The organism is Aromatoleum sp. (genome assembly GCF_036675785.1).
Taxonomy (GTDB): Bacteria; Pseudomonadota; Gammaproteobacteria; order Burkholderiales; family Rhodocyclaceae; genus Aromatoleum.
Genome location: NZ_JAKFEF010000063.1, coordinates 1 through 26,202, shown reverse-complemented (window position 1 = coordinate 26,202; position 26,202 = coordinate 1). Strand labels below are relative to the sequence as shown.

Here is a 26,202-nt window from a genome sequence, read left to right as displayed (position 1 = left end):
AAATCCAATCGCTCACCCTGAGCCGGTCGAAGGACCGGCAGCGATTGCACTTTTCGTTGCCGCCTCAATAGCCCACCTCCTCCGCGACGGCAATGGACGGATCGGCGAGGAGCTTGCGCCCATCGAGGATCACCGTACGCCCCCGCGTGACGCCGAGGAGGTAGTCGGGACGAATCACGGAGAGCGTCGGCAGTGGCGGCTGCACGTCGACCACCGGAATGCGCCGGATGCCGAGGATCCGGTCGGCGAGGACGCCGAACCGCATCTTGTCGTCATCGAGGACGATTGCCTTGTCGAGATCGGTCAGGCCTTTCCGGGCGAGCCCGAAGAATTTCCGGACGTCGAGCACCGACAGGATCTCCCCGCGCAGATGGATGATCCCGAGCACGAACGCCGGCGTGCCGGGCAGCACCGTCAGCTCCCGCAGCGGGACGACTTCGCGGATCCATGCGGATTCGATCGCATGCCGCTCGTCGGCGAGCACGAATTCCAGCACCTCGATGCTCGCGTCCGCGGCGGCGGGCGGCGGGACGGCGAGCGCCCGCGCGCGCGCTTCGAGGACCGCCCCGCGCGCCGCCGGCGACGGCACCACGTGCTCGTCGAGCGCCTGCGCCGCGTCCGCGAGACGGGCGTGCGCGCGCGTCCAGTCGATGCCCGCGTTCGTCATGAAATGCGCTCCGCCGCATCGATGATTTCGCGCAACCGTCCGGCGGTCATCCCCTCGCCGTCCGGGAGCAGCGCGTCGGCCGCGGTCCCGTCGAGAAGGCGTTGGGCGACCGTGAAATGCGCCGCGGCGCGCGACGGCTGGCCGAGGCGGCGCAGGAGATTGGCGAGTGAGAAATGGGCGAGCACATGATCGGGGTCGAGGTAGAGCGCCTGTCTCAAGGCCGCCTTCGCGTCTTCGGGCTGGCCGGACTCCTCGAGCACCGACGCCAGCAGATAGCGCAGGCCCGGATCGGACTTGTCGGCGGCTACCGCGGCCTCGCCCCAGCGGCGTGCCTCGTCGAACGCGCCGCGATTCGCGTAGTCGCGGCACGCGAGCGCGAGAGTTTTCGGGCTCGAGGAAGGGTCGATGACGCCGCGCTGCACGCATTCGCCCCCGACGCCTGTCCGTCGCCGATCCGGAGCTTCGACGGTCCCGCGCTCCCGGTGCTTCCCGGCACCGGCCGCGGCGCCCGAAAGCCCTACGGATGCCGGAGCCCCCGCCTCGCCGCCACGAGCCATCGCCAGCCCGGTTCGGCGTTCCCGCGGCTGCACGGCGGCCGCTCCCCCCTCCTTGCGGTACAGGAGCGCGTCGCCGATCCGCACCGTCGCGAAACCCGGGAACAACGCGGCGTCGGCCTCCGCCGCAGCGACGATCAGCCATCCGCCGTCGATGAGGGCGCGATGGAGCCGTCGCACGACGGCCTCGGCCGCGGAGCGCTCGAAGTACATCAGCACGTTGCGGCAGAACATGATGTCCAGCGCGTTCGTGCCGTTCGTGAACGACGGATAGACGTCATCGACGAGGTTCAGGTAGGCGAATCGCGGCAGGCGCTTGCCGACCCCCTTGACGCGGTATCGGCCGCCCTCCGCTGTTTCGAAACGGGCTTGCCGCAGCCCGTCGGGCACGCCGCGGAACGACCATTCGCGATAGACGCCGTGCTCCGCCCGCGCGAGCGCCGCGCAATCGATGTCGGTGCCGAGGACGGCGACGTTCCACGACGCGAGGTCCGGCAGCAGGCGTGCGAGCAGGATCGCGATCGAATAGGGCTCCTCGCCGGTGCTGCAGCCGGCACTCCAGATTCTCAGGTGACGGTCGCTCACGCGCCGCGCGGCGATCAGCGCCGGCAGGATCTCGGCTTCCAGCGCCTCCCACACCGCCGGCTCGCGGAAGAAATAGGTTTCGCCGATCGTCAGGTGATGTGCGAGTGTGTCGATGCGCCGACGATCGGGCGGCGCTTCCATCAGCATCCGCGCGCACGTCTCGACGTCGGAATAGCCGAGATCGGCCGCCGCGTCCTCGAGCCCGCGCAGCAGGCCCGGCCAGCGCGCCGGCGGGAAGTACAGTCCCGTCCGCCCGACGACGAACTCGCTGAATCGCTGCAATACCGCTTCGGGAATCTTCGCGCTCATCCCGTGCTTGCTACGCGGGCCGCGAGCGCGTCGTCGAGCAAACGCTCTTCGTCGAAGGACAGGAAGGCATCGAGATCCTGGATCAGGACGATCCCGTCGGGAAGCCTCGCGACCGCCCTCAGGTGTGCGGTCCCCGGCACGATGGCGCCCACCTCGACGACGTCGCTCCGGTCGAGTTCGACGACTCCCGCGACCTCTTCGACGAGTATCGCGACCGTGCGGGTCGGCGTACGGGCGACAAGCAAACGGTCGTCGAGGGCGATATCCCGGGTCGGCAGACCGTAGCGCAAGCGCAGGTCAACGACCGGGACGATTTCGCCGTGAAGGTCGATGACGCCGCGGACGACGCCGGGCGCGTTCGGCAACGGCGTGACGGCGACTGCGCGCAGGACGCGCTCGACGCTACCCGGAGGCAGTCCGAACCGTCGATCGCACACGGTAAAGACCGTAACGGTATCCATCACTTAACCATCGTGGAGAACACGTACAGCAAGCATAGAACCGCCGCCGGCCCGCTTGCCAGCGTTTTCTTGCATCTGCGCCGCGGCGCGGGCGGCGCTCCGGGTAAACCCGGGGGCATCACGGCCCCGATGACAAACGGGGCTCCGATTTTCATCGGCACCGCCGGCGCACGCTAGCGACGGCGATCCGCGCTCCCGGCCGCGGCCGTGGACAGATCACTCCTCGAGCAGGCTGCGCAGCATCCACGCCGTCTTTTCGTGCACTTCGAGCCGCTGCGTCAGCAAGTCGGCGGTCGGCTGGTCGTTGGCCGCGTCGACGAGCGGGAACAGGCCGCGGGCGGTGCGCGCCGCCGCTTCCTGTGCGTCGACGAGATAGCGGACCATCTCAAGCGCCTTCGGCACGCCCTCGACTTCCCTGATCGTCGCAAGCTGCACGAACTCCTTATACGTGCCCGGAGCGGGATGCCCGAGCGCGCGGATGCGTTCGGCGATCAGATCGAGCGCGCCCCACTGCTCGGTGTATTGCTGCATGAACATCACGTGAAGCGTGTTGAACATCGGACCCTTCACGTTCCAGTGGAAGTTGTGGGTCATCAGGTAAAGCGTGTAGCTGTCGGCCAGCAGGCCGGACAGACCCTGGGAGATCTTCAGGCGATCGTCCTCGGACAAGCCGATGTCGATCGCCGCGCGTTCGTTCTGATTCTTGTTTGCCATGCTGCGCTCCTGATGAAAAATCGGTTCGGGCACGTCCGGCGATCCCGCTGATGTCTAGGTTCGTATCACCCGGCTCATGCCAACTGCGAGGGGATTCTGGCACAGATCTTCCGCCCGACGCGACCGCGTCACCGTTCCCCGGGAAAGCGCCGCCGAGGCCGCTGCGCAAGCAGGAGGCCGGACGACGCGGCCCGCGGGATGATCGAACTGTGTCCGGAGACTGCAACGCGTCCGGGCGCTTCCGGTAAAGTCCTCCCCCGCGGGACCACCGCGAACTCCGGTTAGCCATCGATGAAATGAAGAACGTACTGCGAAGCGGAACGGCCGCGCTCGTCACCGGCGCATTGCTCGCGGGCTGCGCGACGCAGCCCGAACCTGTCGCCACCCAAGCGCCGGCCCCCGTCGAGACGAAGACGCCCGACATCCTCGATCGGCAGCCCGCCTCCCCGCCCGCCGGAATCTTTCGTCCCGACGTTCCGGCTCCGGCACCGCTACCGGAGCCGGGCCAAGCGGCGCCTCCGCTCATGCGCCCGCACCCGCCCCAGGGACAGACCCGAGTACTCGAACTCCTGCCGCCGACCCTCACACGCGATCGCAAGGCTTGGGCGGGCGACATCGCCGCCGCATTCACCGCGCTGCGCCTCGCGCCCACCGACCGCAACTTCTGCGCGGTCATCGGCGTCATCGAGCAGGAATCCGGCTTCGAGGCCGACCCCGTCGTTCCCGGCCTGTCGCGGATCGCATGGCGTGAAATCGAAACCCGGCGGCAACGCTACGGCATCCCGAAACTCGCGCTCGACGCGGCGCTGTCGAAAACCTCGCCGAATGGGCAGACCTACAAGCGGCGCCTCGACACGCTGCGAACCGAACGGCAGATGAGCGCGCTGTACGACGACATGATCGCCGAGTTGCCCGGCGGCAGCCTCCTCCTGAGCGGCTACAACCCGGTGCGCACAGGCGGCCCGATGCAAGTGAGCATCGCCTTCGCCGAAGCCCACGCGCGCGAAACGTCCTCCCGGACCGTCGTCGATGGGGACGTCCGGCGCGCGGTCTTCACGCGGCGCGGAGGCGTCTATTTCGGCGTCGCGCACCTCCTCGACTACCCGGCCCCGTACAGCACCCCGCTCTACCGCTTTGCCGACTTCAACGCCGGCCACTACAGCAGCCGCAACGCCGCGTTCCAGCGAGCGGTCGCCCGCCTCACGAAGAAGCCGCTCGTCCTCGACGGCGACCTGCTGCGCTACGACAACGGCAGACCATCGGCCAACCCAAGCGCGACACAGAAGGCCGTCCTCGCGCTATCGAAGCGCCTGAAACTCGACGCCGACGACATCAATGCCGGCCTGCGCCAGGAAAAAACGGACGCCTTCGCACGCACGCCGGTGTATCAGCGCGTCTTCTCGCTCGCCGACCGAACGTCGGGCGGGCGCGCGCCCCGCGAAGCGATGCCGCGCATCGACCTGAAAAGCCCGAAGATCCAGCGCAAACTCACGACCGAGTGGTTCGCGAAGCGGGTGAACATGCGATACGGCAACTGCATGACACGCGCCGCGCGCGGCGCCGGAACGACGAACTGAAAGCGGCGGCGGCTCCGGAACGACGAACGGAAACGGCCGCCGATCGAGCGGAATCGACGCGGGAAGATGGCCCAGCGCAAATCCTGAGAGGGTTGTTGCCGGACGCAATGGAGAACGCCACGGTCCGGCGGCTCGATCGGCCACCGACGCGCTCCCGATGCCCGTCCCGCAACGCGAATTCGCCGCGGCGGCGAGCGCCTCATGGCGTCCGGGGCCAAAAGCACAGCGGATATGCGGAGAAACTGCTGAAGTGCATATCCGTCGCCCTTCGGAACAGTTTTCGGGACCGACCGATATAAACCTTAAAAACCGACAAAACCAGTGAACTGGACAAGCCTCGCACTAGCGTACGTCGGGCCCCTCACGCCAACGCCGTAAAGCTGACTGACTTTGATCCCACAACCCAGGGGCATTACTCCTCTTGACGCCCGGCCCGTCGATCGCGACCGCCTGATGTCCGGCCGGCATCCTCGTCACCGTACGGTAGAGAAATGGTCAGGCACACGTACCGGTGGACATACTCGTCGACCCGCTGGCGCCGATGTCGCGGCCCTAGCTTCATGAGCGCGCCCAGTAGAACTAAAACAAACAGCGCGCTGGAGGCATAAAAAGTCATATTTCACCCGTTGCTGACACCGACATTTCAAGCGCTCACGTTCCAGCAATCACGTATTTCGTAATGCGGCCGAACCTTTCGCTCGGTCCGCCAAGGCAGTACTGCGCCCCAGCGGGGCCTTCGCAAAGGTCCGGCCCAGCCAACCTTTACGCGGCTTCCCCTAGACCGCGGCCGCGCCGCCGAGATAGCGCTCGATGTCCACCTCGTCGATCTGCTCGGGCTGCATGAAGCGCTCGGCGTAGCGGCGGAAGACGCCCGCGCGCAGGAAGAGCTCGAAAAGCTCGGGGTCGATATGGCGCTCGTTGCGCATGCGGGCCATGATCGTCAGCGTCTCGCTCAGGGTCTTGCCCGGCTTGTAGGGGCGGTCGATCGCGGTGAGCGCCTCGAAGATGTCGGCGATTGCCAGCATGCGCGCCGCCGGACTCATCATCTCGCCGGTGAGCCGGCGCGGGTAGCCGGTGCCGTCCATGGTCTCGTGGTGGCCGCCGGCATATTCGGGCACGGCGGTCAGGTGGCGCGGGAAGGGGAGCGCGCTGAGCATGACGATGGTCTGGATGATGTGCTCGTTGATCTTGTAGCGCTCTTCCTCGGTGAGGGTGCCGCGGCCGACGGTGAGGTTGTGGAGTTCGCCGCGGTCGTAGAGCAGCGCCGGGATTTTCATGCGGAAACCCCACGGGTTACCTTCGCCGAAGCGCTCCGATTCGCGCCGGGGAATGCGGTGCTCGGGCTTGTCGGCGAGCAACGGCTCGGCCACCGGCAGGGGCGCCCGCGCGACGGCGTTCATGCGCGCCAGCTCGTCGTGGCCGACGCCGAGGCGGTCGTCGATGGTGCGTGTCCAGGTGCGCCGGCCGATCGCGTGCAGGCGCTCGTGCTCGGCGGTGGTCATCGACTCGCCGCCGACGTTGCAGCGGGCGACGAAGGCGAAATCGTCGTCGAGCTCGCGCCATGCCGCCTCCAGGCGCGTGAGCGCCGTCGCGCGCGCCTCGCCCTCGGCGATCGCCCGCCAGCAGGCGACTTCCGCTTCGCGCTTGGCGACCTCGAAGCGCATCCGCACCTCGTGGATGCGATCGTAGAGGTTCTCGAGCTTGGTGGCCTTGTCGACGACGTATTCGGGCGTGGTGACCTTGCCGCAGTCGTGCAGCCAGGCGGCGATATGCACCGCTTCGCGCTCGTCGGCGTCGAGCTGGAAATCGCGATACGGTCCTTCGGTCGCCTCGCACGCCGCCTCGGCGAGCATCGTGGCGAGCTCCGGCACGCGCGCGCAGTGACCGCCGGTGTAGGGGCTCTTGGCGTCGATGGCGCCGGCGAGCAGGCGCAGGAAGGCATCGAAGAGCGCCTTCTGGGCGCGGATCAGGCCGCGCGTCTCGAGCGACACCGCGGCGAAGCCGGACAGCGCGCCGATGAAGGCGAGGCGGGCGGGGTCGGCGCCGCCGCGGGTCAGCAGCACCAGCGCGCCGACCAGCGCCTGTTCGCGGCTGAAGAGCGGCAGCGCGATGACGAGCTCGCCGGCGGGTGCGCCGCCGGCCGGCACCGCATGCTCCCACTCGCCCTCGCGCAGGGGCCGGGTCACCGGCCGGCGTTCGCGGATCGCGGTGGCGAGCTCGAACGGCGCCGCCGCGTCGAGCGCGACCTCCGCCGTGGCGTCAACGTCCACGCGCGCGCCCAGATGCAGGCCGGCGGCGGGGCACAGGCGGTCGGGGTCGTTGCCGACGAGGTAGAGCACGCCGCTGTCCGCGCCGACCGCGCGCGCGGTCTCGTCGAGCAGCTGCGGCAGCAGGCGCTCGAAATCGGCCTCGGCAGCGACTTCGGCGGTGATCCGCAGGAAGCGCGCCAGGGTGTCCTTCATCTGGTCGAGGGTGAGCGCGAGCTCGTCGACCTCGCGGATCCAGGAGCGCACCGCGATCGGTCGGTCGAACTCGAAGCGGCGCACCGCCTCGGCCTCGCCGGCAAGCCGCGCGAGCGGGCGCGCGATGACGTAGGCGAGCCACAGCGCGAGCGGCACGGCGAGCGCGAGCAGGGCGGCGGCGGCGGCCAGCGCCTGGTTGCGCAGCGCGCGCGCCTCGCCGAGCAACTCGTCGGTAGGGATCGCGAGACCGAGAAAGGCCGGCCGGCGGTCGTCGACGCGCAGGCGGGCGAGCGTGAGCATGAGGTCCTCTCCCGCGATCCGCACCCGCTCTACCGCGGGCTCGGCGTGCGTGCCCAGGCGGGCGACATCGATGCCGGCCAGCGCGGCGAGGCTGGGCTGACCGAGCTCGGCGAGCACCGCCGGGCGTAGGCTTCCGTCCGCCTCGCGCACGATCACCTCCGTATCGGGGTCGCCGCTGCCCATCAGGCGGCGGCCGTCGTCGAAGAGGACGAGGCGGGTGCCCGGCGTGATCCGCTGCCGGGCGAGCACCGCCGAGAGGGTGTCGAGCTCCACGTCGGCCGCCACCACGGCGCGTCCGTCGGCGGTACGCACGGCAACGGTGTTGCCGATCTTGCCGGTGGTGAAGAACACGTAGGGATCGGTGCGGGCGACGCCGTCCGCGTTCATGGCGGCCTCGTACCAGGGCCGAACGCGCGGATCGAAGGCGAGGGCCTGGGGCCGCGGTGCGGCGCCGAGCCGGGCGAGCGCCTCGTCCAGAAAGATGAAGCGCGACTCGGCCGCGCCGCCGCCGCGTTCGATGCTCTGCACCACGAAGCGGGTTCCGCGCGGCGCGTCGAACTGGGCCTCGGCGCCGGCGGCGATGCGGCGCACGAGGAAGAAGTCGCCGTCCGGATACCCCACGTAGTAGGCGGAGATGGTGTCGGTGAGGCGCAGCGCCTCGGCGAAGAACGCCAGCCCTTCCATGCGCTCGGCGAGCGTCCCGGCGCTGGCCACCGGCTGCAGCGCGAGCAGGCGAACGGCGCTGCGCGCAGGCGCGAGGACGCGCTCGAGCTCGCCGCCAGCCTCGCCCGTGCTGCGCATGGCCAGCTCCACCGCCGAGGCTTCGAGAATGCGCGAGCCACGCGAGTACGACACCCAGGCGGTGACGCCGCCGACGGCGAGCACGAGCACGGTGAACGCGGTGGCGATGTGGTGACGAAGGGGATAACAGCGACGATTGTTCATGGCGGGATCTCGCCTCGACAGTCGGGGCAGGCGCGCCCGATCGAGGCGACGCGCGCCTCGCTTCCCAGCTTAGTCGTTCGTGTGCCGGCGACAAGCGGTGCGCGTCCGAACGCCGCGGCGGCCGGAACCGGCACTGCAGCCGATGCGGCCACGCTAGCAGGACGGTGAGAAACCCCAAGCCCCTTGCGGCGGCTGGATTCTGAGGCACACTACGGGCTGATTTCCGGCACCTACTTTTCCTCCCAAACCATGCGGGGCGAAGAAGATCCCCAAGCGTCGATGTTCAGCTACGTGAGCCAAATTCGTTGGCGGCCTCGAGCGCCTGGGGCTGCGCGCCCACGTGGCGCGAAAGAGCATGGGCAGTGCGGTCGATGGGCGCACGGCGCGCGGCAAGGGCTATGCGATGAGTCTGCGTCGCCGAAAGATGATCGAAGAGGCGTTCGGCTGGATCAAGACCATCGGTGGGCTGCGCAAGACCCGCCACAAGGGATTGGCGAAGCTGTCGCGGCAAGCGGTGTTCGCCTTTGCCGCCTACAACCTGACGCGCCTGCTCAACCTGATGTGGCCGAAGGCCGCGTAGGGATTGATCCGCCTGTCGGCTGCCCAACGACAGGAAAGCGGGACGAAAACGCCCGGTAACACGGGCAACGGCGCGCTTTCGGCGCCGGGAAAAAAAGAGCGGAAGGGCAAATTCGGGAAGGAATCACGAGTTTCTCACCACCCTGCTAAGCTGAGCTCGACGCAACGCTCCTCAAGCCCGCGCTCGATACCGCCCGTCCGCACGATCGCGGTCGTTGCCTTCCCGCCGATACAGGCATGACGGGATTGCAGAGCATCGAAGGGCTCGCTGATCCACCTTGCGCATTCTTGTCGAGGTGCCGACGAGCAATCATGGACCAAGGCGCCGACTGGGAGGTCGTATGTTGAACGGCGCGCCTCGCGGAATCAAGGAGCGCATCGCTCATGTGCGACGACAAAAGCGAACCGATCGTGACACCAGCGGCGGCGAGTTGGACTCCTTGCCGATTGTGACTCTGCCGAGCGGTACGCGAGTCATTGCGCTGATCGAGCCCGTACGCCCATATCTCGTAGTTGTACGCGGATCCCGAGAGTCGTCGCTAGCGCGCAGCCCGACGCCGGCGACAGTTTTTCCGCTCGAATGAGCTTTGTCTGCTGCGGCGGCAGCGTGATCCTACGACCTAAGCGAGAGGGAATGTAACCCCGGCGTAACCCAGCCTATAAGCGACAAGGGCTTGCATCGCTGCAAGCCCTTGTTTTATCTGGTGCTGCTGACCGGAATCGAACTGGTGACCTACTGATTACGAATCAGTTGCTCTACCGACTGAGCTACAGCAGCTAAGGCCGCGAAATATACCTCAGCCCCGCGCCCGGTTCAACTGTTGCTTGCACATCACTGAACTTCCGGTTGGATCGGCGCCCGCCGCTGACCCGAACGACGGAAAGGCCGGCGACATCGCGCTTCAGCTCCTCGGACGCCAGTAATCCGGCCGGCCGTAATGGTTCTTCAGATGATCGATCAGCAAGCGAACGCGCAGCGCGAGGTGCTTGCGCTGGGGAAACACCGCATAGATCCCGGTCACCGGAGCGGCGAAGTCGTCGAGCACGGAGACGAGCCGGCCGGCGCGCAAGTCCGCTTCGACTTCCCACAGCGACCGCCACGCGAGCCCCTGGCCGGCGAGCGCCCATTCGTGCAGCACCGCGCCGTCGTTGCATTCCAGCCGGCCGCCGACTTTCACCGTTGCAACTTCACCCTCCTCGTCGCGGAACACCCACCCGCGCTGCTGTCCGAGCGGGAGGCAGTTGTGCGCCGCAAGATCCTGCGGGGTCACGGGCAGCGGATGCCGCGCGAAATAGGCGGGGCTGGCGACGACGACGCGCCGGTTATCCGCGAGCCGGATCGAAACGAGGCTGGAATCGGGCAGCTCGCCGATGCGGATCGCACAGTCGATGCCCTCGTTCACCAGATCGACGAGGCGGTCCGTCAGGTCGAGGCTGCACGAGACGTCCGGATTCATGTCGAGGAAGTCCCGGACCAGCGGCGCGACGTGAATCCGGCCGAAGCCCGCGGGCGCGGAAATGCGCAGGTGTCCGCTGGCCTTCACGCCTCCCAGGCTCACCGAGGCCTCGGCGTTCGCGAGGTCGTTGAGGATGCGTTGGCAATCCTCGAGAAACGCGGCGCCTTCGAAGGTCAGCGAAATACTGCGCGTCGTGCGGGTCAGCAGCTTGACGCCGAGGCGTTGCTCGAGCGCGTCGAGCCGTCGCCCGACGACGGCCGGCGTCACCCCTTCCGCGCGGGCGGCCGCCGAAAGGCTCCCTCGACTCGCGACGCTGACGAAGCTCTCGACTTGCTTGAACGCGTCCATTTCGTACTTCTAGTAAAAGATAAATTGACCGGAGCAGGTCTTCTGTCTTCTGGATGATATCAATAGACTCGTCGGCAACTGAAGGGCGGAGGAGACACTGCCCGACCACCAATACGCCCGCAGCCGGTCCTCGCCGGCTGCAAAGGCGCCGCTGAAGGGACCTGATGAAGAACGAACCCATCCGCGCGATCGCCTTTGATGCCTATGGCACGTTGTTCGACGTCTATTCCGTCTGCGCGCTCGCCGAGCAGTTGTTCCCGGGCAAAGGCGATGCGCTCGCCGCGCTGTGGCGCCTGAAGCAGATCGAATACAGCTTCCTGCGTACGCTGTCCGGCCGCTATCGGCCCTTCCTCGACGTGACCGCGGACGCGCTCGTTTTCGCGGGCAAAAAGCTCGACATCGCGATGACCGAAGCGCAGCACCGCCAACTGATGAACCAGTACGCGTGCCTGTCGCCCTTCCCGGAGAACCTCGGCGCGCTCAGGGCGTTGCGCGAACTCGGTATTCCGATGGCCGTCCTGTCGAACGGCACGCCCGAAATGCTCGACGTCGCGATCAAGAGCGCCGGGATGAACGGGCTGTTCGACCACGTGCTGTCGGTCGACTCCGTGCGGCAATACAAGACGTCCGCGGCCGCTTACCAGCTCGGCGCCGACGCATTCGGCTGCACCGCTCGCGAGATCCTGTTCGTGTCGTCGAACGGCTGGGATGCGGCCGGCGCGACGTGGTTCGGCTATACGACGTTCTGGATCAACCGGGCCGGGCTGCCGCTCGAGGAGCTCGGCGTCGAGCCTTCTGCGACCGGCCAGCGGCTGACCGAGATCATCGAATTCGTCGAGTCGCGCTACCGCCCCGGAGCCCGAACATGACCCTGAACGAGATCCTGATCATCGGCGTTGGCGCCGCGATGGCCGGCGCGATGAACTCGGTCGCCGGCGGGGGCACGTTCTTCTCGTTTCCGGCCTTGCTCGCGATCGGCGTGCCGCCGGTGGTCGCCAACGCGAGCAACGCGGTCGCGCTGTGGCCGGCCAGCCTGTCCGGCGCCTACGCCTACCGGCGCGAGCTCGCGCGTTTCAGGGTCGGGTTGCCGGCGCTGACGGCCGTCGCGCTCGTCGGCGGCGTCGCCGGCGGATTGCTGCTGCTGTCGACGCGCGACGACACGTTCTCGATGCTGATCCCGTGGCTGCTGCTGGTTGCCACCGTGATGTTCGCGGGGAGCGGCCGCATTTCCGCGCTGCTCGCGCGCATGCGCCAGCGGGCGCAAGCCGGCCCGTCGCATGCAAGTGCCGGCGGCCTGCTGTTCCAGCTCGGCGTCTCGATCTACGGTGGCTTCTTCGGTGCGGGCATGGGCATCGTGATGATCGCGGCGCTCGCCATCCAGGGGCATCGCGACATCCACGACATCAACGCGCTGAAGAACTGGCTGTCTGCAGTCATCTACAGCGTCGCCGTCGTCACCTTCGTCGTCGCCGGCGCGGTGAGCTGGCCGCACACGCTCGTCATGCTCACGACCGCGGCGGTCGGGGGCTACTGGGGCGCGATCGGGGCGAGAAAAGTCCCGGCGGCGTGGCTGCGGCGCTTCATCATCGCGGTCGGCACGACCCTGACCATCTACTATTTCTTCACGACCTACCTGCAATAAAGGGCGAGACATCATGACCGAACGAATCCAATGCAATCAGCTCCAGGTGGACGCGTCGCTGCAACGCTTCATCGAGAACGAGGCCCTGCCCGGTACCGGGGTCGACGGCGCGGCGTTCTGGAAAGGCTTCAGCGACCTGGCGAACGAACTCGCCGTGAAAAACCACGCGCTGCTCGCCGAGCGTGACCGCCTGCAAGCGGAAATCGACAACTGGCATCGCGTGCACCCCGGCCCGGTCCAGGACATGCCCGCGTACCGCGCCTTCCTCGAGTCGATCGGCTACCTGCAGCCGGTGCCGGCCCCGTTCAAGGTCACCACCTCCAACGTCGATATCGAGATCAGCGAACAGGCCGGCCCGCAGCTCGTCGTGCCGATCATGAACGCGCGCTACGCACTGAACGCAGCGAACGCGCGCTGGGGCAGCCTGTACGACGCGCTGTACGGCACCGATGCGATCCCGACCGATGGCGGCGCGGAGATCGGCGCGAGCTATAACCCGGTTCGCGGCGCACGCGTCATCGCGTTCGCGCGCAACGTGCTGAACCAGGCCGCGCCACTCGCGCAAGGCAGCCACGACGGCGCGAAAGCCTACGCGGTGAGCGGCGGTAAACTCGTCGTCACGCTGCAGGACGGAAGCCAGACCGGCCTCGCGGATCGGGCGAAATTCGTCGGGTATCAGGGCGTGCCCGATGCCCCCTCCGCAGTGCTGCTGAAGAACAACGGCCTGCACTTCGAAATCCAGTTCGACCGCAACCACCCGATCGGCAAGACCGACGCCGCCGGCATCAAGGATGTCGTCGTCGAGGCGGCGGTGTCAACGATCATGGACTGCGAAGATTCGGTCGCCGCCGTCGACGCCGAGGACAAGGTCCTCGCCTATCGCAGCTGGCTCGGCCTGATGACCGGCGAGCTCGTCGAGACTTTCGAGAAGGGCGGCAAGACCGTCGAGCGCCGGATGAACCCGGACCGCGAGTACACCGCGCCGAACGGCGGCACGCTGCGCCTGCACGGCCGCTCACTGCTGTTCATCCGCAACGTCGGCCACCTGATGACGAACCCCGCGATCCTGCTCGCCGACGGCTCGGAGATTCCCGAAGGAATCATGGACGGCGTCGTTTCCGTGCTGATCGCGCTGCGCGACCTCCAGCGCAAGGGCAACTCGCGCACCGGCAGTGTCTATATCGTCAAGCCGAAGATGCACGGCCCGGCGGAAGTCGCGTTCGCGAGCGAGCTCTTCGGCCGCGTGGAACAGCTGCTCGGCCTGCCGGCGAACACCGTCAAGATGGGCATCATGGACGAGGAACGCCGCACGTCGGTGAACCTGCAGGCCTGCATCAAGGCCGCCGAATCGCGCGTCGCGTTCATCAACACCGGCTTCCTCGACCGCACCGGCGACGAGATGCACACGTCGATGGAAGCCGGCCCGATGATCCGCAAGGGCGACATGAAGGCCTCCGCGTGGATCCAGGCCTACGAGCGCCAGAACGTGCTGATCGGCCTCGCCTGCGGCCTGCGCGGCAAGGCGCAGATCGGCAAGGGCATGTGGGCGATGCCGGATCTGATGGCCGAAATGCTGAAGCAGAAGATCGGCCACCCGAAAGCCGGCGCGACGACCGCGTGGGTGCCCTCGCCGACCGGTGCGACGCTGCACGCCCTGCACTATCACCAGGTCGATGTCCAGGCCGTGCAGCAGGAGATGGAAAAGATCAGCCTCGACGCCGAGCGTGGCAAGCTGATGAACGACCTGTTGACGATCCCGGTCGCGCCGAAGGCGGACTGGAGCGCGGAAGCGATCCAGCAGGAGCTCGACAACAATGCGCAGGGCATCCTCGGCTATGTCGTGCGCTGGGTCGACCAGGGCGTCGGTTGCTCGAAGGTGCCGGATATCAACAACATCGGCCTGATGGAGGACCGCGCGACGCTGCGCATCTCGAGCCAGCACATCGCGAACTGGCTGCGCCACGGCGTTACGAACGAAGCGCAGGTTATGGAGACGCTGAAGCGCATGGCGGCGATCGTCGACCAGCAGAACGCCGACGATCCGCTGTACCGGCCAATGGCCGCGGACTTCGACAAGTCGGTCGCATTCCAGGCCGCGAAGGACCTGATCTTCAAGGGCTGCGCGCAACCGAGCGGCTATACCGAGCCGCTGCTGCATCGGTGGCGCCAGATCGCGAAAGCACGCGCGTAAGAGGGCGACGGGTGGGAGCGAACCGACAACCCGCCGCTCTCACCCGTCACCGCCATCCGCGTCGCGCCCCCGGCCGCGCCGTGTGCTTTCGCAAAACGTCGAACCCATCAGGCGAAAGTTCGTCAAAGTCCTTGACCGGGAAGATCGATGGGGCTATAGTTCTGTTTCTCCGACGCGGGGTGGAGCAGTCTGGCAGCTCGTCGGGCTCATAACCCGAAGGTCGTAGGTTCAAATCCTACCCCCGCAACCAAATACATTAAGGGCCTGCACATCGTGCAGGCCCTTTTGTTTTGCCCGGGATACATCCCGACGGCACATTACCGCCAACGGGAACCCACGGCCGGGTTCAATGCACGCGCAAAACGCAACACACCCGTAAGACATCCACACGCCCCGAAAACCGAGACGACAATCGGGTCGGCAATAGTCGGCGCGGCGCCGACCCTGCCCACTCGCCAGCGTTTCTTAACCCCGAGGACAAAAACCCCAGGGCTCACATCCGACAGCAGGACACGTGGCGCGGATATCGGCGGGGACGGCGCTCGCCGCCTTTAGAGCCTTCGACCCCCTCATACAGTTGCGCTTCGCTTCATTCTCCGTGTTCAGCTTATGGAAGGACTTCCACCTCCAAGAGCGCGCCCGTGCTGGGCGCAAAACAAAAAAGCCGCTCCAGTGAGCGGCTTTTTTGACGAATCTATGGTCGGGGAAAGAGGATTCGAACCTCCGGCCCCTGCGTCCCGAACGCAGTGCTCTACCAGGCTGAGCTATTCCCCGACGTCTCCGCAGAATCAATAATCTCGTTCAACTGCAAAGTCCGATAATTGTAGCAGTGACTCTTTGAAAATGGAAGGGGGGACCGCATCCAACGCCGCGGTTGCGAGCGCGGCTTCGGTCCGGGCGTAGCGACGCGCCTCGTCGAGCGCGCCGGTTTCGCGGATCGCATGGAGGACGCGTTGGAAATCGTCCCGGCCACCGCTCTCGATCGCGCTGCGCACGATCGTGGCTTGCTCGACACTGCCATGCTTCATCACGTGAATCAGCGGCAGCGTCGGCTTGCCCTCGGCCAGATCGTCGCCAAGATGTTTGCCGGTCGCCGCTTCGTCGGACGAGTAGTCGAGCACGTCGTCGATGAGCTGGAACGCGGTCCCGAGATGCATGCCGAAGGCCGCAAGCTTTTCTTCGAGTTCGGGACCGGCGCCGCCGAGAATCGCGCCGAGACGGGTCGCAGCTTCGAAGAGCTTCGCGGTCTTGTACCGGATCACGCGCAGGTAGTCCTCGATTTCGACGTCGGCGTTATGGCAATTGAGCAGTTGCAACACCTCGCCTTCGGCGATGACGTTCGTCGCGTCGGCCAGCACCCGCATCACTCGCATGTTGTCGACACCGACCATCATCTGGAACGCACGCGTGTAGAGGAAGTCGCCGACGAGAACCGACGCCGCATTGCCGAACAGCGCGTTAGCCGTCTTGTTGCCGCGGCGCAGTTCGGACTCGTCGACGACGTCGTCATGCAGCAGGGTTGCCGTGTGAATGAACTCGACCACCGCCGCAAGTTCATGATGGTGGCGTCCTTGGTAACCCAGCGCGCCCGCGGAGAACAACACCAGTGCCGGTCGCAGCCGCTTGCCGCCGCTCTGAACGATGTATTCCGCAACCTGGCGGATAAGGACGACGTCAGAGTGCAGACGCTGACGGATGACCGCATCGACCGCCTGCATGTCGGCGACTATCGGTGCGTAGAGCTGCTGGGGGGACAAGGGCGCGCTCACCGGAAAAAGGCGGATGTTAGGGGGGCGGCCGGCGCGCCGTCAAGGAAAGCGCCCCGGATAGCCGTCCGGATTTTTGGGGCACCCGGTCCGCACATGCGATCATGAATCCGGGGCTCGCACGAGATCGGGGCGATCGGTGATCACGCAGTCCACGCCCCAGCCGAAGAGTTCCCGCGCCCGGACCGGGTCGTTCACCGTATAGGCCGCCAGCCGCAAGCCTGAGCCACGCACCTCCAGGACGGCATCGTGGCTTAGATACCGCGCATCGGCGTGCAGCGCGACGGCCCCGACGCTGCTGCAGCGTTCCAGCCAGCCGGCGGGGAGTTGTTCGACGAGCAAGCCACGTTGCAGACCGGGCGCGGCCTTCGCGGCAGCGCTCAATGCCTCCACCGAGAAGGACGACAGCAGCGGCGGAACATCGGCACTCGCCCACAGAGACCACGCGGCGTTCGCAACGACCCGTCCCGTTACTTCGTCGGTGCCAGGGGAAGGCTTGATTTCGAGATTCGCCGACAGTCCCAGCGCAATGCAGCGGCGCGCCGTTTCGTCCAGCATCGGTATCCGCTCGCCGGCGAATTGCTCCCCGAACCACCGCCCCGCGTCGAGTTGTCTCAGCCGGTCGTCCGAAGTCTCCGGGACGCAGCCCCGCCCGTCGGTGGTCCGTTCGAGCGTCTCGTCATGAATCAGCACCGGCGAGCCGCTGCCGCTGAGCATCACGTCGAATTCGACCCCGCCACAACCCAGCGCAGCGGCGGCCGCAAGACCCGCCAACGTGTTTTCCGGCGCCAGCGCGCCGCCGCACCGGTGAGCGAGCACCGGGGCGAGGGGCCACCGCGCCATCGCCGTGACTCAGCGAACGCCCGGCACCAGGGCTCGCACGCGCGTAACCGCGTTGTCGAGGGCTTCCTTGGCTGGCTTGCGGTCGGCCCAGACGGCCCTGAGTTCTTCGTCGACGATGCTGAGCATGCGCGCCCGCCCGAGGACGGACGATGCGCCCGAATCGAGCGTCACCGGCTTATTGTTCAACTGCGCGACGGCAACCTTCACGTTTTCGAGGTCCGGCCCCAGCGTGTCGCTCTGAGCAGCGAAGACGCCGGACCGATTGAGCGGAAGATAACCCGACTCGCGCTGCCACGCGACCTGGTTCTCGGGCTGCAGCCAGAAGGCGATGAACCGCGCGATGGCCTTGTATTCCGCCGGCTTCTTGCCCGCCGCAACCCACAGCGCGGAGCCGTCGGCAAGGGTGTTCTGCGGCGCGCCCGAGAAATCGTCGTGATACGGCAGCGAAGCGATGCCGACTTCGAACCCGGCCTTGCGCCGGAAATCGGTCCAGCTCGCTGACGGGGCCGCGATCACCGCGCACTCGCCCGATGCGAATTTCTGCTCGGCCTCGCTTTCGCCGTCGAAAATCCGCAGGTAACGCGCACGGTGCCAGCTCGCCATCATCGCGACATGCTTGACCTGTAGCATGCCGTTGAAGGACGGCCGCTCGCCCTTGCCCTCGCGCGCGGAAACCGGCTCGTTGTGCCACGCGCTCGTATTCTCGACCATCACGCGGCCGGGCTGCGAGACGGTGTACGGACAGGTCGAGCCCGCGTCGAAGAGTCGGCCGAGCGCCTGCTGGAGATCGAACCAGGTCTTCAGCGACGTGTTCGGGTCGAGCCCGGCGCGGGCGAATTCGGCGCGGTTGATGTACAGCACCGGGGTCGACAGTCCGACCGGAAGCGCAAGCAGCTGTCCCTTCGCATCGAGCAGCGAGCGCGGCATCATTGCGGGCGCCTTCAACGCCTGCAGCGGCGCACCGCCTTCACGCATCACCGCGGACACCGCCTTGTAGCGTGGCTTACCCGTCAGAAACCGCTCCATGTCCTCGTCTTGCAGGATCAGCAGGTGCGGGACGTTTTCGTCGCTCCAGCTTCCCGCCTCGACGCTGAGCTGGTAGTCCTTGGTTTGCTCGTTGAAGCGCGCCGCGAGTTGCCGCAGGGCCTCTTCGCGCTCGCCTGCGAACCCGTGGACCAGCCGGATTTCCTTCGCGGAGTTCGCAGCCGTCGCTGTGCGCGCCGCCGTTTGCGCGTGGCTAGCCGCCGACGCGACGAGAATCCCGCTTCCGCACAGCAGCACCGCGGCCCATTTACCTATCGTTCCAGTTACCGATCGCATTCCATTTCCTTTGCAGACCGCACCAAGCGGCCCTCAGCGAGCGAAGTATAGATGCAGCGCGCGGCAAAATAAGCGCACCCGACCGGTTCTGCGGCAGCATTTTTTGCCCGCGCCAGTTGCGCCGCGGGATATAGCCGAATCGGGATGGTGATTTCGGAAGATTCCGTCAAGATTCCGCCGATCGTGACGTTAACCGGTCCAAGCCAAGCCCCTGCCGTGCCAACGCCCCCATGCCCGCCACCCGCCTGACTCCGTTGCTTCTGCTACTCCTGCTTGCCGGCTGCGACCAGTTGGGCGCTCTGCTCGAGCTGCCGGATCCGCAGAGGGAAGCCGCAACCATGGAGGCCGAAGGCAAGGCGATCGGCGGCGCCTGCAGGCATTCCGGGCGCGCGTTGGAGGATTGTTACCTGCTGAACGCGAAAGCGCAGAAAGCGGCCGTTTTCTCTGGGTGGCGGGAGATGAACGACTACATGATGCAGAACAATATGCAGACGGTGCCGTCCGGGTTGAGTCAGTCGGCGCAAACCGCGACGACAACCTCACCCTCCGCCGATGTGGCGGACGCCCGGGACACCAACGTGTCGGGTCCAGCCGTGAAAGACACGTCCTCCCGCCGATCCCGTACCGCCCCGTGAGCCCCCCCCGCGCCGAAACTTTGCCGCGAATCGGGCGAGGCTTATCATCCGCCGCGACCCAACCCCACGGTAGCCACCGCATGAGTTCCCACCGATGAGTTTCGCGCCTCCCAATCGTCTCGGCCTCGCCGCGTACGGCCTGCTGGCCCTTTGCCGCGCCGGTTTCGAAAAGGAAACCGCAGCCGAACTCGACGAGTTCGCCGCCGAACTCGGATTGATCGGCTTCGTTCGCGCCCGACCGGACACGGCCTTCGTGACGTTCGAAACGCAGGAACCGGTACCGTTCGCCGATCTCGCGGAACGCTGCGACTGGCGCAGCCTGATTTTCGCGCGCCAGTTGCTGCCTTGGTTCGCCCGGGTCGACGACTTGCCGGAACGGGACCGGGCGACACCCATCGTGACGGCGGCGCGCGCGGGAAGCCAGCGCTTTGCCGAACTGATGCTCGAGACACCGGATACCGACGCGGCGAAGCAGCAATCGGGATTCTGCCGCCGGTTCGCCGGGCCGCTGCAGCGCGAGCTCGAAAAGACCGGAGTGTTTCGCGAGCATGCGAAAGGCCTGCCCGAGCTGCATGTCCTCTTTCCCGACGCGACGACGGCGTGGCTGTGCGCAGCCCTCCCCGGCAGGGCCGCGCTGTGGCCGATGGGCATTCCGCGCCTGCGGATGCTGCGCGAAGCGGCGAGCCGCTCGACGCTGAAGCTCGCCGAAGCGATCTTCACGCTGCTGACCGAGGACGAACGGAACGCGAGCCTACGTCCCGGCTTGCGCGCGGTGGACCTCGGCGCCGCGCCGGGCGGGTGGACGTGGCAGCTCGCACACCGCGGCCTGCGCGTCACCGCGATCGACAACGGGCCCATGGCACCATCGGTGATGGCGACCGAGATGGTGGAGCACGTGCGCGCGGACGGCTTCACGTGGCGGCCGCCCCGCCCCGTCGAGTGGATGGTCTGCGACATGGTCGAGCAGCCGACGCGCATCGCGGCGCTCGTCGCCGAGTGGATCGCCACCGGGCGCTGCCGCCGAACGATCTTCAACCTCAAGCTGCCGATGAAGAAGCGTCTGGAGGCCGTCGAGCAATGTCGCGCGCTGATCACGAAACGGCTCGCGCAGCAGGGGCAGTTCGAGCTGCGCTTCAAGCATCTCTACCACGACCGGGAGGAGATTACCGGGTATCTGGCGCTGAAGAACGCGGTCGGATGACGCTGAAAGTGCTTGCGGAACCCCACATTCCTAACCGCACGCGAGTTCATTGTCAAATACGGCGCGTACGCGATGTATAATCATCGCCTTTAAAGCACCCGGCCTGCCGGTTGGCGCGAGCCCTCCCGGAACCGAAGCGTTCCGGTCATCGTTCATCCAATCGCCTCTCCAGGCGGCGCGCGTCGCGCGGCAGGCCTCCACGGAAGAAAGGCGCCTATGAGCTTCGCCGACCTCGGGTTGATTCCCGAGCTGTTACGCGCGGTAGCCGAAACCGGTTACACCACCCCCACCCCGATCCAGCAGCAGGCGATCCCCGTCGTGCTCTCCGGACGCGACGTCTTGGGCGGCGCGCAGACCGGGACCGGCAAGACCGCCGGCTTCACGCTGCCGCTGCTGCAACGCCTCGCGCGCCACGCGAGCACTTCGACGAGCCCTGCCCGTCATCCGGTGCGCGCGCTGATTCTCGCGCCGACGCGCGAGCTCGCGATGCAGGTATACGAATCGGTCAAGACTTACAGCAAGCACGTTCCGCTGCGCTCGACCTGCATCTACGGCGGCGTGGACATGAAGCCGCAGATCCAGGACCTGCGCAACGGCTGCGAAATCGTCGTCGCGACGCCGGGGCGGCTGCTCGACCACGTGCAGCAGAAGACGATCCAGCTCGGGCAGGTCGAGATGCTCGTCCTCGACGAAGCCGATCGCATGCTCGACATGGGCTTCATCCCGGACATCCGCCGCATCCTCGAGCTGCTCCCGGCGGCGCGCCAGAGCCTGCTGTTCTCGGCGACCTTCTCCGACGAGATCAAGAAGCTCGCGGACCAGATGCTGAAAGAGCCCCAGCTGATCGAAGTCGCGCGCCGCAACATGGTGTCCGAAACGATCACGCACCGGGTGCATCCAGTCTCCGCCGGACTCAAGCGCAACCTGCTCGCGCATCTGTTGCGGCACGAGCCGGACACGCAGGCGCTCGTTTTCGTCGCAACCAAACTCGCCTGCGGCCGCCTGTCGCACTTTCTCGAACGCCACGGCATCGCGGCGGATGCGATTCACGGCGACAAGGGCCAGGCGCAGCGGACCGAGACGCTCGAAGCGTTCAAATCGGGCAAACTGCGGGTGCTGGTCGCCACCGACGTCGCCGCACGCGGTCTCGATATCGACGACCTGCCGTCGGTAATCAACTTCGAATTGCCCCACACCGCCGAGGATTACGTGCACCGCATTGGTCGCACCGGCCGCGCTGGTCGGCAGGGCAACGCGGTTTCCCTCGTCTCGGCCGAGGAAAAGCATCACCTCGCGGAAATCGAGAAGCTCATCAAGCTGCAGATTCCGCAGGAAGTGGTGCCGGGCTTCGAGCCCGAGCCAGACTTTTTCGAAGCCGGCGCCCGTCGCAAGCATGCGAAGGGCAGCGGGTCAGCGCGTCCCGGCGAAATCGCGAAGGAAACGGCGCGCGAGGCGGCGCCCGCGCGGCTGGCGAGAGCCGCAGCCACAGCGCGTCCGGCCGAAAGCCGCCGGCGCGGATCCAAGTCGACGATTGCGAGCGACGGATTCGACTACAGCAAGCCGTACGAACCGGCGCACCCGGGCGGCGAAGCTCCTTCGGCCGCAGATGCGAGCACCGGTTTCCCGTCCGGCGCGCCGCGCCGCAACCCCCGACCGATCGCGGTGCTGCTCGGCGGTCTAGGCCGGAAATAGGCCTGCCGACCCCGGCTTTTCCGGGGATACGGCCGTGCGGCTTCAAGTATTCTGAGCGTGCGTTGACAAGTTTTCAGAATGCGTGGAATGTCCGTCGAGATGAACACAGGCCGTCGCCCTCCGGGCAGCGAAGACTCCGGAACACCTTTCGTCCCCGACGTCTCCGAAGGGGCGGAGACGGGGCTTTACCTCGCGCTGCTCGAGCTGTTCGACGAAGGCCTGATCATCACCGGCGATGAGCTCGTCCTCGAGGTGAATTCCGCGGCCTGCCGGCTGCTCGGCCGGGATTACCGCCAGATCGCCGGCCGCCCGCTGGCCGGGCTGTTCCCGTCCGAGCGTGAATTCCTCGAAGCGCGCGCGCGACTCTTCATCAACGGCGAAAGCCGGGGCAACCTTCGCTTCGCGTTACCGGACGGCGGTGACCGCGAGCTGAATTTCATCGCTGCTCCGCGCGTTCGTCCCGGCATCCACGCGCTGATCCTGAGCGACCGCTCGACAGGCCCGGCCGAACGGTCGGCCGAGGAGACGTCGTCCGACATGCTGTGGCCGCGCCTTGCCGCGGCGCTCGATCAACCGGTCATCGTCATCGACGACAACGGCAAAGTCGCGGCAGCCAACGCTGCCGCGCTGAAGACGCTCGATGTGGACCGCTCGGACCTGGTCGGTCAGGCGCTCGAATCCCGTGTCGGCATCGTCTGGCCGGGTCCCGGCGAAGCATCGCTCGCCCGGCTGACGAAGCCGAAAGGCGCCGGCATCGTTACCGCCCGCGTGCTCCCCGGCCCGCGACCCGATTGGCGCCTGCTGATTCTGCCGCCCTCGCCGAGCGTCGCGCCGAAACAGAAGGGAGCGAAGTCGCGACCGGCCGCGGACGCGGCGAGCGACGACTCCCTCGAACGCATGTTCGCCGACAGCCCGCTGCCGACGCTTCTGTGCCAAGGCGCGGACCTGCGGATCTTCGCGGCCAACAAGGCCGCGGCCGCGGCTTACGGTTACTCGCAAGCGGCTCTGTGTGGAATGCGGATCGCCGATCTCCGCGCCGATCCGGACGCGGGTCGCGCGGCCGTCGAGTCGGGCGTGTGGCGGCACCGTCGCAAGGATGGAAGCAGCTTCCAAGCCGAAGTGCTGACTTACCCGATCGAGTCGGCGAGCCGCCCCGGCGCGGTCGTCTTGATGCACGACCTTCCCGACATGCCGCGGCCGGCGTTCGACCACCCGATGCGGCATGCGGTCGACCTCGACCAGCTCGACGTCCATTTCCAGCCGCTCGTCGATGCCCGCGACGACAAGGTGTGTAGTGGCGAAGCGCTGTTGCGATGGAATCACCCGGAGCTCGGGCTGATTCCGTTCCAGCGTTTCGTCGGCATCGCGAGTGCGACGGGCCTTCTCGACCAGATGGGGGACTGGGTGCTGCACGCTGCATGTGCCCGCGCGACCGCGTGGCCTGACGGCGCCGACGCGACTCGCGTCACCGTCAATATCGCGATCGAACAGCTGACGCGCGGCGATCTCGCCGAGCGCGTGCGCCATGCGCTCACGACTTCCGGGCTGCCCGCGACGCGACTCGAACTCGATCTCGACGAACGGGTGCTGAACGAAGAGAACGGCAAGGTTCTCGCCACCCTGAACGCATTGCACGACCTCGGAGTGCGGCTTGCGATCGATGATTTCGGACGCGGGCTCGCGTCGATTCCGCGCCTCAAGCGTTATCCGGTGCAGGCGCTGAAGCTCGACCCCGCGCTAGTGAAGGAGGTCGGGACGCGGGAAGATAGCGAAGCGATTGTCGAAGCGATCGCCAGCATGGCCGGCGTCCTCGGGCTCGACGTCCTCGCCCGCGGCGTCGAAAGTCGGCCGCAGCAAGCCTTCCTGTCGGCGCTCGGCTGCCGCCTCCAACAGGGTCCGCTATTCGGCCGGCCCATGAAAGCGGACGAATTTCGCGATTACCTCGCGCAGCAGCGGGACCGCAAGGGCCGCTGAAAGCACGCGCAATCTCGCTCGGCCGATGTCGTCGCCCGCCCCCTTCCGGAGGCGGGCGAAAGCGTGGGTTTCCTCAGACCTCGAGGGCTTTCACGTGCGTGATGACTTGGCCGATCGCCTGTTGCGCACTGCCATACAGCATCCGGCAATTGTCCTTGTAGAACAGCGCGTTCTCGATGCCGGAGTAGCCTGCGCCCTTGCCGCGTTTGACGACGATGACGTTCTGCGCCATGTCGACGTTGAGGATCGGCATGCCGAAGATCGGGCTTGACTTGTCGGTGCGCGCGACCGGATTGACGACGTCGTTCGCGCCGATGACGAGCGCGACGTCCGCCTGCGGGAAGTCGGCGTTGATCTCCTCGAGGTCGAAGATCTTGTCGTAGGGCACGCCCGCCTCCGCGAGCAGCACGTTCATGTGGCCCGGCATCCGCCCGGCGACCGGATGGATCGCGAACACGACTTCGACCCCGCCTTCTTCGAGCAGCTGCGCCATCTCCCACACCTTGTGCTGCGCGCCCGCGACCGCCATGCCGTAGCCCGGCACGATGATGACCTTGGACGCGTAGCGCATCACGGACGCCGCATCGAGCGCCGAGAACTCCTTCATCGTGCCCTCGATCGCCTCGCCGCCGCCGGCCGCCTCGCCGGTGATCGGCGTGAAGATCACGTTCCTGATCGGCCGGTTCATCGCTTTCGCCATCAGCTGCGTGAGCAGCGTGCCGGACGCGCCGACGACGATACCGGCGACGATCAGCGCCGGGTTGCCGAGCACGTAGCCTTCGAAGCCGACCGCGAGACCGGTGAAGGCGTTCAGCAGCGAGATCACGACCGGCATGTCGGCGCCGCCGATGGGGCTCGTCAGGATCACGCCGAGCGCGAGCGCGAGCACGAAGAACAGGATGACGAGCGCCGACGGCGGCGTCTCGCTGACGATGATTGCGAGGCCGAGCAGCACGGTCAGCACCGCAAGCACGATGTTCACGACGTTCTGCTGCGGCAGCCGCCACGCCTTCGTCATGATGCCCTGCAGCTTCGCGAACGCGATGCACGAACCCGAGAACGCGACCGAGCCGATCAGCGCGCCGAGCACCGCGAGTGTGGCGACGCCGGGGCTGTGCATGCCGCCGCGCGCGAACTCGAGCGCCGCGATCGCCGCCGCCGCGCCGCCGCCCATGCCGTTGTAAATCGCGACCATCTGCGGCATGTCGGTCATCTTGACGGCCCTGCCGGACCACCACGCCACACCCCCGCCGAGCACGATCGCGGTGATCATCAGCCCGAAGTTCTGCATGCCGGGCGTGTAGAACGTCACGAGGGTCGCCGCGATCATCGCGTAACCCGCCCAGACGATGCCCTTGCGCGCCGTGACCGGCGAGCTCATCGCCTTCAGGCCGAGGATGAAGACCACCGCGACGCCGAAGTACGCCAACTGGATCAGCGTGTTCATTGCGCACCTCCGGCCTTGCGATCGGACTTGAACATCGCGAGCATGCGTTCGGTGACGACGTAGCCGCCGGCCGCGTTCGCCGCGCCGAGGAACACCGCGACGAAGCCGATCGCGAGCTGCACCGGATCCTCTGGATCCGCATGACCGAGCACGACCATCGCGCCGACGAGCACGACGCCGTGGACGAAGTTGGACCCCGACATCAGCGGGGTGTGAAGAATCACCGGCACGCGCGAGATCACCTCGTAACCGGTGAACGCGGCCAGCATGAAAACGTAAAGCGCCGTTATGCCATCCATGATTGCGTGCTCCGATTAAAGTCCGAGTACCTGCTTGACGCCCGCGTGCCTGACTTCGCCCTGGTGGGTGAGGCAGGCGCCCGCGAGCACTTCGTCTTCCCAGTCGAGCGCGAGCGCGCCGTCCTTGATGAACGGGGACAGGAAGTTGAACAGGTTCTTCGCGATCATTTCGGACGCGTGGACGGGCATGCGGCTCGGGATGTGGGTCGGGCCGATGACGAGCACGTCGTTGAT

The 26,202-nt window shown here is 66.9% G+C and carries 19 protein-coding genes, 3 tRNA genes and 2 pseudogenes; 10 read left to right on the top strand and 14 right to left on the bottom strand.

The features are described from left to right. Positions 1–64: 64 nt before the first annotated feature. From V6M37_RS13390 to V6M37_RS13375, 4 genes are all read right to left on the bottom strand, one after another. Positions 65–667 (bottom strand): chemotaxis protein CheW, encoded by a 603-nt coding sequence (locus V6M37_RS13390; protein ID WP_332674053.1) that lies wholly within the window; start codon positions 665–667, stop codon positions 65–67. Further along, positions 664–2,115: a CheR family methyltransferase gene (locus tag V6M37_RS13385; protein ID WP_332674051.1), complete on the bottom strand. Its 1,452-nt coding sequence runs from the start codon at positions 2,113–2,115 to the stop codon at positions 664–666. Before V6M37_RS13385 ends, V6M37_RS13390 begins: the two co-directional genes overlap by 4 nt. Then, positions 2,112–2,576, bottom strand: a complete 465-nt coding sequence (locus V6M37_RS13380) for a chemotaxis protein CheW (protein WP_332674049.1) — start codon at positions 2,574–2,576, stop codon at positions 2,112–2,114. The genes V6M37_RS13385 and V6M37_RS13380 overlap by 4 nt, the downstream gene beginning before the upstream one ends. Positions 2,577–2,792: 216 nt before the next feature. Continuing rightward, entirely contained in the window at positions 2,793–3,290 is a 498-nt protein-coding gene (locus V6M37_RS13375; RefSeq protein WP_332674047.1) for a Dps family protein, read from the bottom strand. Between the two features lie 296 nt (positions 3,291–3,586). Here V6M37_RS13375 and V6M37_RS13370 point away from each other — a divergent pair, with 296 nt between their 5' ends. Further along, positions 3,587–4,867, top strand: a complete 1,281-nt coding sequence (locus V6M37_RS13370) for a DUF1615 family protein (RefSeq protein WP_332674045.1) — start codon at positions 3,587–3,589, stop codon at positions 4,865–4,867. Positions 4,868–5,643: 776 nt separating this feature from the next. On the opposite strand, the gene V6M37_RS13365 is transcribed toward V6M37_RS13370, so the two are convergent. Then, entirely contained in the window at positions 5,644–8,514 is a 2,871-nt protein-coding gene (locus V6M37_RS13365) for an HD domain-containing phosphohydrolase (RefSeq protein ID WP_332674043.1), read from the bottom strand. Positions 8,515–8,905: 391 nt separating this feature from the next. On the opposite strand from V6M37_RS13365, the pseudogene V6M37_RS13360 reads away from it, so the two are divergent. Beyond that, a pseudogene (locus V6M37_RS13360) lies at positions 8,906–9,154 on the top strand (transposase); the annotation flags it as partial. A gap of 701 nt (positions 9,155–9,855) precedes the next feature. On the opposite strand, the gene V6M37_RS13355 reads toward V6M37_RS13360, so the two are convergent. Continuing rightward, positions 9,856–9,931, bottom strand: a tRNA-Thr gene (locus tag V6M37_RS13355). A 124-nt stretch (positions 9,932–10,055) separates the two neighbouring features. Then, positions 10,056–10,958 carry a LysR family transcriptional regulator gene (locus tag V6M37_RS13350; RefSeq protein WP_332674041.1) on the bottom strand — a complete coding sequence of 301 codons (903 nt, stop codon included), beginning with the start codon at positions 10,956–10,958 and terminating at the stop codon, positions 10,056–10,058. A 164-nt stretch (positions 10,959–11,122) separates the two neighbouring features. Between V6M37_RS13350 and V6M37_RS13345 the strand changes: the two genes are divergently transcribed. The 4 genes from V6M37_RS13345 (at position 11,123) to V6M37_RS13330 (ending at position 15,041) form a co-directional block, all read left to right on the top strand. Further along, entirely contained in the window at positions 11,123–11,827 is a 705-nt protein-coding gene (locus V6M37_RS13345) for a haloacid dehalogenase type II (RefSeq protein ID WP_332674039.1), read from the top strand. Beyond that, on the top strand, positions 11,824–12,600 hold the full coding sequence (locus tag V6M37_RS13340) for a sulfite exporter TauE/SafE family protein (protein ID WP_332674038.1): 777 nt from the start codon (positions 11,824–11,826) through the stop codon (positions 12,598–12,600). The genes V6M37_RS13345 and V6M37_RS13340 overlap by 4 nt, the downstream gene beginning before the upstream one ends. Positions 12,601–12,613: 13 nt before the next feature. Then, complete coding sequence (locus V6M37_RS13335; protein WP_332674036.1) at positions 12,614–14,791, top strand: malate synthase G; 2,178 nt, start codon at positions 12,614–12,616, stop codon at positions 14,789–14,791. Positions 14,792–14,964: 173 nt separating this feature from the next. Further along, positions 14,965–15,041, top strand: a tRNA-Met gene (locus V6M37_RS13330). 447 nt (positions 15,042–15,488) lie between these two features. Here V6M37_RS13330 and V6M37_RS13325 read toward each other — a convergent pair. The 4 genes from V6M37_RS13325 to V6M37_RS13310 form a co-directional block, all read right to left on the bottom strand. After that, positions 15,489–15,565: transfer RNA gene (locus V6M37_RS13325), tRNA-Pro, on the bottom strand. A gap of 14 nt (positions 15,566–15,579) precedes the next feature. Continuing rightward, positions 15,580–16,548, bottom strand: coding sequence for a polyprenyl synthetase family protein (locus tag V6M37_RS13320; RefSeq protein ID WP_442881016.1), 969 nt, complete (start codon positions 16,546–16,548; stop codon positions 15,580–15,582). Between the two features lie 111 nt (positions 16,549–16,659). Continuing rightward, entirely contained in the window at positions 16,660–17,400 is a 741-nt protein-coding gene (gene ugpQ / locus V6M37_RS13315) for a glycerophosphodiester phosphodiesterase (RefSeq protein WP_332674033.1), read from the bottom strand. A gap of 9 nt (positions 17,401–17,409) precedes the next feature. After that, a complete protein-coding gene (locus V6M37_RS13310) occupies positions 17,410–18,720 on the bottom strand; it encodes an extracellular solute-binding protein (protein ID WP_332674032.1) in 1,311 nt (436 codons plus the stop codon). 230 nt (positions 18,721–18,950) lie between these two features. Here V6M37_RS13310 and V6M37_RS13305 point away from each other — a divergent pair, with 230 nt between their 5' ends. From V6M37_RS13305 to V6M37_RS13290, 4 genes are all read left to right on the top strand, one after another. Next, entirely contained in the window at positions 18,951–19,355 is a 405-nt protein-coding gene (locus V6M37_RS13305) for a hypothetical protein (RefSeq protein WP_332674031.1), read from the top strand. Between the two features lie 94 nt (positions 19,356–19,449). Continuing rightward, a complete protein-coding gene (gene rlmM, locus V6M37_RS13300) occupies positions 19,450–20,556 on the top strand; it encodes a 23S rRNA (cytidine(2498)-2'-O)-methyltransferase RlmM (RefSeq protein ID WP_332674030.1) in 1,107 nt (368 codons plus the stop codon). Between the two features lie 216 nt (positions 20,557–20,772). Further along, positions 20,773–22,248 carry a DEAD/DEAH box helicase gene (locus tag V6M37_RS13295; RefSeq protein ID WP_332674028.1) on the top strand — a complete coding sequence of 492 codons (1,476 nt, stop codon included), beginning with the start codon at positions 20,773–20,775 and terminating at the stop codon, positions 22,246–22,248. Between the two features lie 99 nt (positions 22,249–22,347). Continuing rightward, on the top strand, positions 22,348–24,222 hold the full coding sequence (locus V6M37_RS13290) for an EAL domain-containing protein (protein ID WP_332674026.1): 1,875 nt from the start codon (positions 22,348–22,350) through the stop codon (positions 24,220–24,222). A 73-nt stretch (positions 24,223–24,295) separates the two neighbouring features. Here V6M37_RS13290 and V6M37_RS13285 read toward each other — a convergent pair whose 3' ends face one another. From V6M37_RS13285 to V6M37_RS13275, 3 genes and pseudogenes are all read right to left on the bottom strand, one after another. Further along, complete coding sequence (locus V6M37_RS13285; RefSeq protein WP_332674024.1) at positions 24,296–25,669, bottom strand: NAD(P)(+) transhydrogenase (Re/Si-specific) subunit beta; 1,374 nt, start codon at positions 25,667–25,669, stop codon at positions 24,296–24,298. Then, positions 25,666–25,968 (bottom strand): NAD(P) transhydrogenase subunit alpha, encoded by a 303-nt coding sequence (locus V6M37_RS13280; RefSeq protein ID WP_332674023.1) that lies wholly within the window; start codon positions 25,966–25,968, stop codon positions 25,666–25,668. Before V6M37_RS13280 ends, V6M37_RS13285 begins: the two co-directional genes overlap by 4 nt. Before the next feature lie 15 nt (positions 25,969–25,983). Next, positions 25,984–26,202: pseudogene (locus V6M37_RS13275) on the bottom strand (NAD(P)(+) transhydrogenase (Re/Si-specific) subunit alpha); the annotation flags it as partial.